This window comes from Skermanella sp. TT6 (genome assembly GCF_016653635.2).
GTDB lineage: Bacteria > Pseudomonadota > Alphaproteobacteria > Azospirillales > Azospirillaceae > Skermanella > Skermanella cutis.
Map to the genome: position 1 here is coordinate 3,275,609 of NZ_CP067420.1, position 13,806 is coordinate 3,289,414.

The 13,806-nt window shown below is 66.2% G+C and carries 17 protein-coding genes; 13 read left to right on the top strand and 4 right to left on the bottom strand.

Annotated elements, in window-relative coordinates:
• Positions 1–8: 8 nt before the first annotated feature.
• Entirely contained in the window at positions 9–440 is a 432-nt protein-coding gene (gene pedF, locus IGS68_RS15485; RefSeq protein ID WP_201070736.1) for a cytochrome c-550 PedF, read from the bottom strand.
• Positions 441–684: 244 nt separating this feature from the next.
• Here pedF and IGS68_RS15490 point away from each other — a divergent pair, with 244 nt between their 5' ends.
• The 8 genes from IGS68_RS15490 (at position 685) to IGS68_RS15525 (ending at position 7,216) form a co-directional block, all read left to right on the top strand.
• On the top strand, positions 685–1,656 hold the full coding sequence (locus IGS68_RS15490; RefSeq protein WP_201070738.1) for a YVTN family beta-propeller repeat protein: 972 nt from the start codon (positions 685–687) through the stop codon (positions 1,654–1,656).
• A 54-nt stretch (positions 1,657–1,710) separates the two neighbouring features.
• Positions 1,711–2,448 carry an ABC transporter ATP-binding protein gene (locus IGS68_RS15495; RefSeq protein WP_201070740.1) on the top strand — a complete coding sequence of 246 codons (738 nt, stop codon included), beginning with the start codon at positions 1,711–1,713 and terminating at the stop codon, positions 2,446–2,448.
• Positions 2,445–3,248 (top strand): ABC transporter permease, encoded by an 804-nt coding sequence (locus IGS68_RS15500; protein ID WP_201070741.1) that lies wholly within the window; start codon positions 2,445–2,447, stop codon positions 3,246–3,248. Before IGS68_RS15495 ends, IGS68_RS15500 begins: the two co-directional genes overlap by 4 nt.
• Before the next feature lie 483 nt (positions 3,249–3,731).
• Positions 3,732–4,091 carry a YkgJ family cysteine cluster protein gene (locus IGS68_RS15505; RefSeq protein WP_201070743.1) on the top strand — a complete coding sequence of 120 codons (360 nt, stop codon included), beginning with the start codon at positions 3,732–3,734 and terminating at the stop codon, positions 4,089–4,091.
• Between the two features lie 22 nt (positions 4,092–4,113).
• A complete protein-coding gene (locus IGS68_RS15510) occupies positions 4,114–4,515 on the top strand; it encodes a TerB family tellurite resistance protein (protein WP_201070745.1) in 402 nt (133 codons plus the stop codon).
• A gap of 1 nt (position 4,516) precedes the next feature.
• Positions 4,517–5,536, top strand: coding sequence for a hypothetical protein (locus IGS68_RS15515; protein WP_201070747.1), 1,020 nt, complete (start codon positions 4,517–4,519; stop codon positions 5,534–5,536).
• 18 nt (positions 5,537–5,554) lie between these two features.
• Complete coding sequence (locus tag IGS68_RS15520; RefSeq protein ID WP_201070750.1) at positions 5,555–5,971, top strand: hypothetical protein; 417 nt, start codon at positions 5,555–5,557, stop codon at positions 5,969–5,971.
• 138 nt (positions 5,972–6,109) lie between these two features.
• The gene (locus IGS68_RS15525; protein WP_201070751.1) at positions 6,110–7,216 is read left to right on the top strand and encodes a ParA family protein; all 1,107 of its coding nucleotides are present in this window, start codon (positions 6,110–6,112) and stop codon (positions 7,214–7,216) included.
• A 59-nt stretch (positions 7,217–7,275) separates the two neighbouring features.
• Here IGS68_RS15525 and IGS68_RS15530 read toward each other — a convergent pair whose 3' ends face one another.
• Complete coding sequence (locus tag IGS68_RS15530) at positions 7,276–7,455, bottom strand: hypothetical protein (RefSeq protein WP_201070754.1); 180 nt, start codon at positions 7,453–7,455, stop codon at positions 7,276–7,278.
• A 327-nt stretch (positions 7,456–7,782) separates the two neighbouring features.
• Here IGS68_RS15530 and egtB point away from each other — a divergent pair, with 327 nt between their 5' ends.
• Positions 7,783–9,084 (top strand): ergothioneine biosynthesis protein EgtB, encoded by a 1,302-nt coding sequence (egtB, locus tag IGS68_RS15535; RefSeq protein WP_247880887.1) that lies wholly within the window; start codon positions 7,783–7,785, stop codon positions 9,082–9,084.
• 47 nt (positions 9,085–9,131) lie between these two features.
• Positions 9,132–9,572 carry a nuclear transport factor 2 family protein gene (locus tag IGS68_RS15540; RefSeq protein ID WP_201070757.1) on the top strand — a complete coding sequence of 147 codons (441 nt, stop codon included), beginning with the start codon at positions 9,132–9,134 and terminating at the stop codon, positions 9,570–9,572.
• A 333-nt stretch (positions 9,573–9,905) separates the two neighbouring features.
• Here the strand turns inward: IGS68_RS15540 and IGS68_RS15545 are convergent, their stop codons facing one another.
• A complete protein-coding gene (locus IGS68_RS15545; protein WP_201070760.1) occupies positions 9,906–10,730 on the bottom strand; it encodes an aldo/keto reductase in 825 nt (274 codons plus the stop codon).
• Positions 10,731–10,831: 101 nt separating this feature from the next.
• Between IGS68_RS15545 and IGS68_RS15550 the strand changes: the two genes are divergently transcribed.
• A complete protein-coding gene (locus IGS68_RS15550; protein WP_206379339.1) occupies positions 10,832–11,173 on the top strand; it encodes a hypothetical protein in 342 nt (113 codons plus the stop codon).
• On the top strand, positions 11,170–11,754 hold the full coding sequence (locus tag IGS68_RS15555; RefSeq protein WP_201070766.1) for a hypothetical protein: 585 nt from the start codon (positions 11,170–11,172) through the stop codon (positions 11,752–11,754). The genes IGS68_RS15550 and IGS68_RS15555 overlap by 4 nt, the downstream gene beginning before the upstream one ends.
• A 25-nt stretch (positions 11,755–11,779) precedes the next feature.
• On the opposite strand, the gene IGS68_RS15560 is transcribed toward IGS68_RS15555, so the two are convergent.
• Entirely contained in the window at positions 11,780–12,787 is a 1,008-nt protein-coding gene (locus IGS68_RS15560; protein WP_201070769.1) for a S1C family serine protease, read from the bottom strand.
• Between the two features lie 143 nt (positions 12,788–12,930).
• Here IGS68_RS15560 and IGS68_RS15565 point away from each other — a divergent pair, with 143 nt between their 5' ends.
• Positions 12,931–13,800 (top strand): SH3 domain-containing protein, encoded by an 870-nt coding sequence (locus IGS68_RS15565; RefSeq protein WP_201070773.1) that lies wholly within the window; start codon positions 12,931–12,933, stop codon positions 13,798–13,800.
• Positions 13,801–13,806: the final 6 nt, after the last annotated feature.

Sequence of the window (13,806 nt, forward strand, 5' to 3'; positions counted from 1 at the left end):
GGACACGCTCACTGTTCGGCGACGGTTTCGAGCCAGGCGCGGATCGTCCAGAGCGCTTCCTGCCCCAGGGCCTCGTCGAACTTGGGCATATAGGTCACGCCGTTGCGGATCGCGCCGTTGACCACCCGCTCCTTGTACCACTCGTCGCCGCTGTCGCCGGGCTCCAGGAAGCGGAGGTCCGGCGCGATGCCGCCGGAGACGGCGCCCAGGCCATGGCAGCGGGCGCAGTTCTGGTTGAACGCCGACTTGCCGATCTCGATGGCCCGCTCGTTGCCCCGGTAGGGATTGCTGTCCCGCCATTCCTTGCCCAGGGGCTCCAGCCCGCTGATGTCCACCGCCTGGGGAGTGACGTCGCCATGGGCGAAGGCGGCCGTCGGGGCGGCGGCAAGACCGCCCAGCAGGAGGGCGGCGGCGGAGAGCCGGGCGAACCGAGCGTTCATTATCAGGTCCTTTCGCAAACAGCGGTGATCGCTTCGTTGCGATGGATCATATCCAGGACCGGCTTGGGCACTAATTGGACTATGGTAGCAGCCGGCGGATGATGAGATTACGCAAGTATAGACGGGACAAGGTTTTTTGCCCGAAGTACTGGGCCGACCCGGCATGGTTCCAAAGTCTAATGCGCCGCACCCCGCCCATGCCGATACCTTGGCCGCGAACATGACGTCTAGGGAGAACGGTGCGATGAAGATCGTGAGGGTTGCGGCGGCGGCGGCGGTCGTGACGTCGGTCCTGGCCGGGCCGGCGCTCGGACAGACAGTTTTCGTTTCGAACGAGAAGGACAACACGCTGAGCGTGATCGACGCCCGGACCCTCCAGGTGACCAAGACCATCAAGGTCGGCAAGCGCCCGCGCGGGATCACCCTGAACGCCGACGGCAGCCTGCTCTACATCTGCGCCAGCGACGACGACACCGTCCAGGTGCTCGACGTCGCGACCGGAAAGATCCTGCACAATCTCCCCTCGGGCGAGGACCCGGAGCAGTTCGCGCTGCATCCCGACGGCACCCACCTGTTCGTCGCCAACGAGGACGACAACGTCGTGACGGTCGTGGATATTCCGCAACGGAAGGTCGCCTACCAGATCGATGTCGGCGTGGAGCCGGAGGGGATGGCGGTCAGCCCCGACGGCGCCTGGGCCGTCAACACGTCCGAGACGACCAACATGGTTCACTGGATCGATACGGCCAAGCGGACCTTGGTCGACAATACGCTGGTCGACGCGCGGCCGCGCCACGCGGAATTCTCCAAGGACGGGTCCAAGCTGTGGGTCTCGGCCGAGATCGGCGGAACGTTGGCGGTGATCGACACGGCGACCCGCAAGGTCGAGCATACCATCCAGTTCGCGATCAAGGGCATCGCCAAGGACAACATCCAGCCGGTCGGGGTCAAGCTGACCGACGATGGACGCTACGCCTTCGTGGCGCTGGGTCCGGCCAACCACGTCGCGGTGGTCGATGCCAGGACCTTCGAGGTGGAGAAATACCTGCTGGTCGGCCGCCGAGTCTGGCACCTGGAGTTCACCCCGGACCAGAAGCGGCTCTTCACGTCGAACGGGGTCAGCAACGACGTGTCGGTGATCGATGTGGAGTCGATGAGCGTGGTGAAGTCGATCCCGGTCGGCCGTTATCCTTGGGGCGTGGCGATCAAGGAATAGTATATAAGGGGATGTGGGCCCCGGACCCGGGCCCGGAGGAAACGCAAGGGATAGATGACCGCACCCGCATTGGAGATCGAGGGGCTCAGCTACGGCTATGGCCGAGGCTTCGCCCTGGACGACGTATCCTTCCGTGTGAACGAGGGCGAGTTCACCGCCCTGCTGGGGCCAAACGGCGCGGGCAAGACGACGCTGTTCTCGCTGATCACCCGGCTGTTCGAGGCGCCCCGCGGATCCATCCGCGTCTGCGGGATCGCGCTGCGTGACCAGCCGACCCGTGCGCTGGCCCGGATGGGCGTCGTGTTCCAGCAGCCCACGCTCGACCTCGACCTGACCGTCCGCCAGAACCTGCACTATTTCGCGGCCCTGCACGGCATCGGGCGACGCGATGCCGCCGGCCGGATCGATGATGCGCTGGAGCGGCTGGACATGGGCGAGCGGGAGGGCGAGAAGGTTCGCCAGTTGAACGGCGGCCATCGGCGCCGGGTGGAGCTGGCGCGCGCGCTGCTCCACCGGCCGGACCTGCTGGTGCTGGACGAGCCGACCGTGGGGCTGGACGTCCCGGCCCGCCGCGGCATCGTCGAGCATGTCCACGACCTGTGCCGGACCCAGGGCATGGCGGTGCTGTGGGCGACGCACCTGATCGACGAGGTCCATGCCGACGACCGGGTCGTCGTGATCCACAGGGGCCGCATCCTCGCCGACGGCACCGTCAGCGAGGTCAACCGGACCAACGCCTCGACCAACCTGACCCAGACCTTCCACCGGCTGATCAACCAGGTGGCCGCATGAACCTTCATTACTGGCGCGCCCTCAACGGCATCGTGACCCGCGAGGTGCTGCGGTTCCTGCACCAGCGCGAACGCTTCCTGGCGGCGCTGGTCCGCCCGCTGGTCTGGCTGCTGGTGTTCGCGGCGGGCTTCAGGGCGGCGCTGGGCCTCTCGATCATCCCACCCTACGAGACCTACATCACCTACGAGACCTACATCGTCCCGGGCTTGGTCGGCATGATCCAGCTGTTCAACGGGATGCAGAGCTCGCTGTCCATGGTCTACGACCGGGAGATGGGCAGCATGCGGACGCTGCTGGTCAGCCCCCTGCCCCGCTGGTTCCTGCTGACGGCCAAGCTGCTGGCCGGAACCGCCGTCTCGATCCTCCAGGTCTATGCCTTCCTGGCGATCGCCGCCGCCTTCGACATCGTGCTGCCGCCCCTGGGCTACCTGACGGCGCTGCCGGCCCTGGTCGTCAGCGGACTGATGCTGGGCGCCGTCGGCATGCTGCTGTCCTCCACCATCAAGCAGCTGGAGAACTTCGCGGGAGTCATGAACTTCGTGATCTTCCCGACCTTCTTCCTGTCCTCGGCGCTCTATCCGCTGTGGAAGATGCAGGAATCCAGCGTGCTGCTCTACCAGATCTGCGCCGCCAACCCGTTCACCCACGCGGTCGAACTGATCCGGTTCGCCCTCTACGTGCAGATCAACTGGGTGTCCCTGGGTTGGACCGTCCTGGCCCTGGCGGTGTTCCTGGCCGCCGCCATCTACGGCTACAACCCGGCCCGCGGCTTCATGCCGCGGAAGGCACAGGCGGATTGAGAGTCCTCAAGCGTCCGGCCCGCCCGAAAAGGGGCCGGACGCTTCGCCGGGAATATCGATACCCTACGGGTGGAACGATATTGGACGCCGTGAGAGATGGAGCACTGACCAATGTTCCGATTCATCCGGCACACGCGTCGCCGTTACCATGCCGTGTCATACCAGTCCGCCCCCATTGACCTATCCGAAGGCTGAGTCGTTCTCGACAGCCGGAAGTATTGGCGGGACGCTTCGGCATGGGAACTGTCGTCGCCTCAATCGGCAGCGCGGGTTCGGTCATTTCAGCGTGATTCAGATAGATGATTCTGAACACGACTGTACTCATTAGATTGCATTACTCTTCCGCGACACCTCTCATTGATTGCTGCCGACGGAATATGAGGTTATGCTTCCATCCTGACGGCAGGGAATCAGCCGCAACGCCGAAGCGGGGATAAATGACGTTTTCCTGCTTTCCTGGGGTTGGAACTTGGCCACATCCACATGGCAGACGTCGTGATCTATGATGTTTCTTATGAGTTGGCAGAAAATCATACTGATAAAATCCATGTCCCGAATCCGCACTTTGCCTGCTCGTCTTGCGGACACTGCTGTCGGCAGCTTCAACGACATGCTCTATACCGTGAGCTTGATCGTGGAGACGGCATCTGCCGGCATTTCTCCGAATCCTCCAATCTCTGCACGATTTATGAAAGTCGTCCGGACTTATGCCGGATCGACCAGATGTACGAGGCCCTTTTCGCCGCACACATGACGAGATCCGATTACCACGCGGCCACCCACGCCGCCTGCCTTGCGCTGCAATCCGATGCTTCGGCGAGCCTTCCATTTCCTGAACCATGAACAACGAGACGGGACGACAGACGTGTTCCTTTCCGCTTTGGACGATCTGGAGAAAACCGCCTTCCTGGCCCTTGCCGATGCGGTCATCCAAGCCGACTACCACCTCGCCCCCCAGGAAGAGACAATGCTGTCCGCGATGCGCGCCGAGATGGGCCTCCCGGAACTTGCCGAAGTTCCTGAGATGGACATCAGGACGGCTGCGAGCGTGATCGACAGCCGCCGTTCGCGGGTCGCCGTCATGCTGGAACTGGCAGGGCTGGCCTATTCCGACGGGGAGGTTCATGCGGAGGAAGAAATCCTGCTGTCGCGCATCGGCGCGGAATTCGGCTTCACGGACGATGAGTTGCTGGCTCAGCGCGAGTGGGTCATGCGCCAGCTTGCCCTGGCCAGTGAGGCCAAGGTGATGATGATGGAGGGTGCCTGAGATGCCGATTCCCCTGATCCTGGCGGGCGCGGCCGTCCTAGTCGGCGGCGTCGGGCTGGTCGGTGTCGCAAGCGCCGCGACCGATATGAGCAAAGCCAAGGATATCGCCGGTAAGGCCAAGACACGCCTGGAAGAGGCGCAAGAACGGCTTCAGCGGGCCGGCGATCAAACCAACGAAGCCCTTGCGAAGCTGGGCCGCGCGAAGCTGGCGGCGAGTTCCGGCACCTTGAAGCGGGTCGTCGCCGTGGCGGACCGGGTGCATGTCGGCAAAGACCAGATGAAAATGGCGATCGTCCCGGGCATTACGGTCACTCCGGAGACCGTCCAGGATATGAAGGACATCGCCTTCAAGGCGCAGGACATCCTGACCGCGGCGGCGGGCGGGCTGACCACCGGTGCGCTGGCGGGTTTCGGCGCCGCAGGGCTGGCCTTCACGATCGGTACCGCATCTACCGGCACTGCGATAGGCGCCCTGAGCGGTGCTGCCGCTACCAATGCGGCACTTGCCTGGCTTGGCGGCGGCGCGATATCGGCAGGCGGCGCCGGCATGGCCGGAGGCACGGCGCTTTTAGGAGGATTGGTGGCCGGCCCGGCTTTGGCGATCATGGGCATAGCCGCGGCCATAAAGGCGGAGAAGGGCCTGACCGAAGCCACGGCCTATGCCGCCGAGGTCGACGTGATGGTGGAGAAGATGAAAACGGCCATTTTCAAGACCCGAGCGATCGACGCGCGCTCCGCCCAGATCGGCAAGACGATCCGATGCCTCGAAGCCCGGACCAAACCATTGCTTCAGGGAGCGGAAGCCATGCTGGATGCCCGAGGCCAAGAAAAAGTCAACTATGGCGACTTGGCCGATCACGAGCAGGCACTTTACAAGACCGTCCTTGCGCTCGGAGGAGCGCTTTATCAGGTCATAGAAGTGGATATCACCAACGAACTCGGCGAATTGACGGCCGCCAGCGCCCAAGCCATGCGTGATGCCAACGGTTTGATCGCTTCCGTTCCGGCCGGCAGCGCTTGAAGATAGGGTCGGAACAGCATGTCCAAACCGAAAGCAGAAGCTGGCAGCCTCATCAAGGCTGCCGATCCCACCAAACTTGCGGCGGCGGCCGAGAGGCTGATCGACGCATACAAGGAGTGGATGATCGTCAGGGAGCAGGAAACGACGAAGCGGGAATTGATCGCGGCACAACGTGATGCTGCGATCGCCAAGATCTGCGCGGATCGCGATGTCTTGGTCACCTACCTCAAGGGGCAGTTCGAGACCCAGGGCAAAGCGCTGGACGGTTTGTTCAAGGGACTCGACAAGGCACTGGATTCCAAGGATCCCGACCTCGTCGGGCCGATCCTCAGCAGCATCGTCGAAACCGTCAAGACCTCTCCGCTGGGCGACATGCTGACGCTGGACCAGCGTATGAAGGACAACTCCTTTACCTTCGTGCTCGGCGGAAACTGACGGTCACGGCATCATGCCGTGACTTTATGGGTAAATCGTTCGGCGGGATGTTGCCCAATCCGGCGGCACGGGTTAAACCTTCGGTACGAAACCGCAGCCGCCCGTGTTGCCTGAAGGCGCCCTTCCGGAACCCTGTTGATGACATCGAGCCCGAACGTCTCGCCGCGAACCTCGCCGACCCATACGATCGCCATCTACAACCACAAGGGCGGCGTGGGTAAGACCACGGTTTCGCTTAACCTTTCCGTGTGCCTGGCCGCGGCGGGATATCGTTGCCTGCTGGTCGACATCGACCCGCAGCAGAGCAGCACCACCGTCCTGTCGCGCACCGGCGCATCGCCGAACCTGGTGGACGTCATCCGAAAGCAGGCGGTGATCGAGGACGCGCTGCACGAGACCGTGGTGCAGAACCTGTGGATCATCCCGTCCACCCGGGCGCTGACCCTGCTGGAAACCGGGCTGGACGATCGGGTCAGGCCCAACCATGGGCTGAAGCGCTACCTGACCTTTTCGGAGGACCGGTTCGATTTCGTCGTGATCGACTGTCCGCCGGCCATGGGCCTGCTGTCGCTCAGCGCGCTTATCGCGGCGGACAGCGTGCTGATCCCGACCACGTCGGGAGCCTTCTCGATCCAGGGCGTCCAGCGGACGGTGGAAACGGTGAACGCGCTGCGCGGCGGCCTCAGTCCCGGCCTCGTGGTCAACGGGATCCTGGTATCGTTGTTCGAGGGGACCCGCCGCGACCAGCAGACGCTGAAGGACCTGGGCAGCCAGTTCTCCGGCCTGCTGTACCGAAACCGCATCCGCTTCGATCCGGAAATCCTGAAGGCGGAGGTCAAGCGGGCGCCCTCCACCCTGTTCAATCGCGGCACCCACTCGACCCAGGACTATATCTTCCTGACCGCCGAGTTGCTGGGCCGGATTCACCGCCACCGCCGTTTGCCGGACGCCGAGTTCTCGTTCGACGACATGACCCGGACGATCACCGAAACCCTGGCGAAGCCGGAGTTCACCACCCTGGCGCCTGATGGCGAGGGTGATGCGGGGAGTGGCGATCCGGAGAAGCCGGCGGCGGACGGCGCGGACATCGATGCGACCGGCGGCGATCGGAGGGGCGGGCGTGTCCGGCAACTGGCGCTGGCGGCGGCGATCTTCGTGGCCGGAATGGTCTGCGGCGGGTCGCTCGCGACATGGCTCGGGCCGGAAACCCTTGCCATGTTCCAGACCGCCGGGGCCGGCGACTGAACGTCCGGCCCTCTTCATCGGGCTCGCTTCATCCGGCACGGGCCGGACGGGCAGCCGGATCAGGCTGCGGTGCGGGCCGTCCGCGGAGGCGCGGAAACAACGGGCGCCTCGCCGCGGTGTTTGCCGATGTGCCTGATGCGCGCCACCACGCGCTTCCAGGCGCGATCCAGCGGGGTGAGATCCTCCAGCTTTTCGCTGGGGCGATTGTACTTGTCACCGCAAAGAGAGAGGATGACCATGATGCGAAGTCCCAAAGCTCGGTTCAGACGTTTCGAATCTAAGCATTCTCGGGGCTCGCACCATCCCTGTTTGCTGCAACGCAGCATCGCGGCGTATGAATGACGCCGTTCATGAACGCCTAACCTTTACGTGCAGTCGGCGGGTAGCACGATACCGCAAGGCATATGCCTTCTCCTGGAAACGGACACCTCGGCAGGTACTCCTTCGGCATAGCCCCGTCGGAGATGCTGACCCAATCCCCGGAAGAGGTGTTCCATCTCCCAAATTCATGCACGCCATCAGATTACTTGATGGCGAACATGCTGATGCGCCGGAGGAAAAAGAAGATGATCGAGGCCATGCAGGACGTCATCGAACTCGCAGCCGCCCCGAGCGTGCGCGAACGGCTGGTCCGCCGGTTCATGCGGGTTCGCGGCCGTACGGTGGGGCTGGCCGCCCCGCTGACCCCCGAGGACCAGATCATCCAGTCGATGCCCGATGTCAGCCCGACCAAATGGCATCTCGCCCACACCACGTGGTTCTTCGAGGTCTTCCTGCTGAATCGGTACGCCCAGGGCTACACGGCTTTCGACGAACGGTTCGGCTACCTTTTCAATTCCTACTACAATAATCTCGGCAGCCGCCATCCGCGCCCACACCGCGGCATGCTGTCGCGGCCGAGCTGGGACGAGGTCCAGCGTTACCGCGACCATGTCAACGCCGCCTGCGTCCGGCTGATCCGCCAGGTTCCGGACGACACGCTGGACGAACTGTCGAAGATCCTGACGCTGGGCTTCAACCACGAGCAGCAGCACCAGGAACTGATCCTGACCGACATCAAGCACGTTTTCTGGTCCAATCCGCTGCTTCCGGCATACCAGTCCGCCCAGAACCAGCCGGCCGCGACCACGGCGCCCCAGAAATGGTTCGAGCATGCCGGCGGTCTCGTCCAGATCGGCTGCGACCCCGACGGCACGGGCTTCTGCTTCGACAACGAGACGCCGAGGCACCACACCTACGTCCAGCCCTTCCGCTTCGCCGGACGGCCGGTGACCTGCGGCGAGTACCGGGAATTCATCGAGGCCGGCGGCTACGACAAGCCGAAATACTGGCTGTCCGACGGCTGGAACGAGGTCGAGTCGCAGCAATGGCGGGCGCCGCTGTACTGGCAGAAGCAGCACGGCGACTGGCATGTCTTCACGCTGGCCGGGCTTCGCCCGCTGGTGGATTCCGATCCCGTCTGCCATGTCAGCTTCTACGAGGCCGCGGCCTATGCCGCCTGGGCCGGCAAGCGGCTGCCGACCGAAGCGGAGTGGGAGCTGTTCGGCCGGACGCAGCAGGTCGACGGCAACCTGGTGGAGTGCGGGACGCTTCACCCGACGGCGTCGCCCTGCGCCGGGATGGGCCCTTGGCAGATGTTCGGCGATGTTTGGGAATGGACAGCCAGCCCCTATTCGCCCTATCCCGGCTTCAAGGCGCCGCCGGGCGCGGTCGGCGAATACAATGGCAAGTTCATGTGCAACCAGATGGTGCTGCGCGGCGGCTCCTGCGTCACGCCGTCCGACCATGTCAGGGCGACGTACCGCAACTTCTTCCCGCCCTCGGCGCGGTGGCAGTTCTCCGGCTTCAGACTCGCCGAAGACATCTGAATGGGGTAGGCTCGCGGTCGACACTCCTCCTACCGGAAGCGACCGCCATGGCCCCTCGTCCGACTATCACCACAGCGGCGGCCGGTCCGACCCTGGACGACGCGCTAGCCGCCAACCGCGCCTTCTACCATGCCTTCTCCAGCCGCGACTTCGCCGCGATGGAGATGCTTTGGGCACAGGACGCGCCGGTCCTGTGCATCCATCCCGGCTGGGCGCCGCTGGTGGATCGCACGCTGGTCCTGACGAGCCTGCGGGACATCATGAGGAACCCCGCGACGCCGAAGGCCTTCAGCCGGAATGACCATGCCTTCATCTACGGCGATACCGCCATCGTCATCTGCGAAGAGGTTCTGGAAGTCGGCGTCCTGGCCGCGACCAACATCTTCGTGAACGAGGGCGGCACCTGGCGGATGGTGCATCACCAGGCGAGCCCCATCGCCGTCCGTCTGGAACAGCAGGAACCGCCGCCCCGGACCGTCTTCCATTAGGGCGGTACTCGATCAGGTCGACCCGCCCGGGACAGCCGATCCGATGCGTTGCGCCATGGGCGCAACTACGACCGTCGGCCCGCATCATCTCCGCCCTGCATCGAACCAGTAGGTTGCGCCCATGGCGCAACACAGTGCGAAGAGTGGACCTGAGCGGCCCAACCTTATCGGGAACCGCTCTAGCGGCCCGGCAAAGCGTTCTTGATCGATTTATCGTAGGTCGGCCTTGGAGGGTCGATGCAGGGTGTCGGCGTTCGCCCTGACGGGCGAAGGCCGCCCTACCGCACTCCGCTCCGCCGAACGTCACCAGAAACTCTGTGCGGGACCACTAAGTCAGGCGGCGTCCCAGGCCGGCGCCCAGCCGGGATTGACCAGCCGGCGGTCGCCCCGCAGCGAGTCGATCTCGGCCCGATCGTCGGCGTCCAGCCGGAAGTCGAAGATCTCGAAGTTGCTCCTCAGGTGCTTCTCGCCGCTGGCCTTGGGGAGCGCCGCGACGTTGCTCTGGTCGATCAGCCAGCGCAGCGTTACCTGGACGGCCGACTTGCCGTGCTTCTCCCCGATCCGGGTCAGGACGGGATGGGTCGCCGCCTCGCCGCGGGCGATCGGGCTGTAGGCCGTCACCATCATGTCGTGGGAGCGGGCGAACTCCAGCACCGGCCGCTGCGACAGGAAGGGATGATACTCGACCTGATTGCACAGCAGGTCGGCCTTGTGCCGCTCGACCGCGTCCTTGAGCAGGGCGGTCGGGAAATTGCTGACGCCGATGTTGCGCGCCTTGCCCGCGGCCTTGACGTCCGACAGCGCCTGAAGGCTCTCGCCGAGGGGGAACTTGGGGTTGGGCCAGTGGATCAGCAGCAGGTCGACATGGTCGGTCCGCAGCTTCCTTAGGCTTTCGTCGACCGAGCGCTGGAGTTCGCCGTCGCCGATGCGCTCGTACCAGACCTTCGTGGTCAGGAAGATATCGTCGCGAGGGATGCCCGAGTCGGCCAGCGCCTCGCCGACCTGCTCCTCGTTGCCGTAGGCCTGCGCGGTATCGACATGGCGATATCCCATCGCGAGACCGGCCCGGACCACCTCGGCGCACTGCGCGCCCGACAGCTGCCAGGTTCCGAGGCCGAGCGCGGGCACCCGCGCCCCCTTGAGGTTCACGTATTCCATCTTCATTCCCTTCGAGTAACGGAAAGCAAACCACTGCCGGACATCATGGTTCCGCCAGGCCGACCCGGCGGCAGGGGTATCATATCGACTGGATGGACTCGTTGGTTTCGCACAAGGCTCCTGGCAAACGGTCCGCAGGCGGCGGCTCGGGACGCTCGTCCCAGGTGGCCGGCGGGAGAGCGCTCGCCGCGTCGCTGTCGCTGGTGCTGTTGGCCGGCTGCGAGACGCTCCGCGCCGGTGGCCGGCCGCCCGACAGCATCGCCGTCAATTTCCGCACCGACCCCAGGACCGGCAACACGGACGGCCCCTTCGACCCGGCGACCGGCAGGCCGGTGCAGACGCAGATCGGCGAGGACGGCATCCTGCGGGTCGTGATCGACCCGGTGACCCACGCGCCGCGCCTGCTCCCCGCGGACCTGCCGAAATCCCCGGCAGCCGAATGAGCCTGCCCCGGTTTCCTGCCGCCGCGCGGGTGGCGGCCGTCCTGCTGCTGGGAAGCGTCCAGGCCGTGTCCGCCCAGCAGCCGGCGCCGCCCGGTTCCGGCTCCGTCGCGTCGGGCATCACTCCGGCACGCTACTCGATCCCGGCGCCGGGGAAAGGGCGGCTGACCGCATCGGTTCCCCCATTGCCGCCGAAGCCGCTGCCGCCCCCGGACCTGCTGGGAGACTCAGCGGCGCCTGCGGCCGCGATGCTTCCCGCCGTCGCGAAGGTCACGCCCTACCAGCCGCCGATCTTCTGGCCGCCGGCGCCTCGGCGCAAGCCGGGCGGGACGGTGACGATGACGGCGGCAGTGCCGGCGGCGGCACCTCCGGCTCCCCCTCCGCCTCCCCTCGCGGCGGCTCCCCCGGCTTCGGCCCGCGACGGCTATACCGCCGTGGTCCCCATCACCGTCTTCGGTCCCGAGGACGCGCCCGTGACACCTGGGAGCGCACCGGAACCGACGCTGGAAGAGCTTGCTGGAACCGAACCGATCGTCTTCACCGTCCGGCTCCCGACCGTCGTCCTGCGGGAGGCCGCCCCGTGACCGCCAGGCCGGCCGCCCTGCCCGGTCACGAACCGGCCGAAGTCAGCAAGACCTCGACCGTGCGCGAGGTCTTGCCCCGCTGGAAGGTCAGGCGCATGCCGTCCGGCCCCTGGTGCTTCAACCGGGCGGTCAGGTCGGCGACGCCGGCGACCGGCCGATCACCGGCATGGGTGATGACATCGCCCGGCTTGGCGCCCAGGGCGGCGGCGCGCGACCCCGGCGCCACGCTGACGACCCGCACCCCCGGCGCGGCATCCTCGGCCATGATGCCCAGCGCGTTCCGGGTGCCGGGATTCTCCCCCTTTCCATCGACCTTGTCCGCGACCCTGCCGGCATCGCCGATCAGGCCGGCGAGCGTCCGCTCCAGCAGATCGACGGGAACCGCGAAGCCGACACGCGACAGGCCGGCGGGCGCCGCGACCACGGCCGTCGCCATGCCGATCAGGCAGCCGCGGGAATCGAGCAGCGGGCCGCCGGAATTGCCGGGGTCCAGGCTGGCGTCGGTCTGGATCGCCTTGTCGATCCGCTTGCCGGCGCCAAGCTCGACCGGCCGGTCGAGGCCGCTGATGATGCCGCGGCTCAGGCTGACGCCGATCCCGTACGGATTGCCGATGGCGAAGACACCCTGCCCGACCTTGAGCGACCGGGAATTGCCGCGGGCCACCCAGGCCGGAGCGGCGGCGGCATCCACCTGCAGGACCGCGATGTCCAGATCGGCGGCGACCGCGATCATGGCCGGCCGGACGGTACGGCCGTCGGCGAACCTGACGGTCAGCTGCCGGCCGGGTCGGATCACGTGTTCGTTGGTCACCACATGGCCGGCGCGGTCCCACAGGAACCCGGTGCCGACCGTCTTCGCGCCGCCGCCGGAGGACTCGATGGTCACCACGGCCGGCGCCACCGCCTCGAACAGGGCGACGGGGTCCGGCTCCGTGCCGCCCGGCGCGCAGGCCGAAGCCTGGGCGGGACTGCTCCAGCCGAGCACCGCGGCTAGGGAGGCGACGATCATTCGGGTGTTCAGCGTTGCGCGCATGGCGGTCTCCGACGGGGCGGTCTCTGTGGATCAAGGTCTCGGCCCTGAATGGCAAGCGCCGTGCCAGCGGCGGAGTCCAAGGCCTTTTATGAAATTCGGGCGAAACGTCGCGGCAGGACTTGCCCGATGCCGGGGGGATGGCGATGCAGATTCTGCCTAAGCCGCCGATCGCCCGGCTTCTTCTGCCGGCCCTGGTTTCGGCCCTCCTGCTCTGCGCGACGATCCCCGCCCGTGCGCAGGGAGGACCCAATCTCGGCGCCCCCCAGGTCGGCGAGACGATCCTGAACCGCGACGTGGAGGTCCGGGTTTCGCCGGACGAGGCGAGCCGCGTCGTGATGATGCTGCCCCGGGGCAAGACCGTCGCGGCGTTCGGCACTCCGCGGCGAACCGCCTGGACCCAGATCGGCCTGGGCGGCCGGGACGTGGGCTACGTGCCGAGCGACAGCCTCGACAGCATCTTCATCGCGCGCACGGTGGCGAGCCGGGCCGCCGTGGTCGGGCGGCAGCGCTGGACCTTCCCCGACGGCACCCTGCGCGGCACCCACGTGCTGGCGGGCGATGCCTCGGGCACGGAGATCAAGGACGGCAAGAAGCGCGAGACGAAGCTGGAGCGCGGCGCCGTCCTGGGCCTGCTCGACCTGCAGGGCGGCAAGGCGCGCATGACGTCGGACACGATCGCCAGCATCACCCTGCCCCCCGACCGGCTGCTGCCGATCATCGGCGTCCACGACTACGACTTCGCGGGCAGCGGTCCGCCCCGGACCTTCTACGCGGCGCGCGTCGGCGAGTTCCTGACCCCCGTGGAGGCGGAGAACGGCTGGACCGGCTTCGTCGCCGCCGCCGGCCCCCAATACGCCCCCTACGCGCATTTCGTCTATCCCGAGATCGGGAGGGACGGCATGGCGTTCGCGCTGGCGTTCGGGCCCCTGGACCGGACCGGCGTCAACAATGTCTGCGTGGCGCTGGCCCAGCGCATGCTGGACTGCTGGATCGTCGAGGTGGAGTCGTTCTGACGCCTG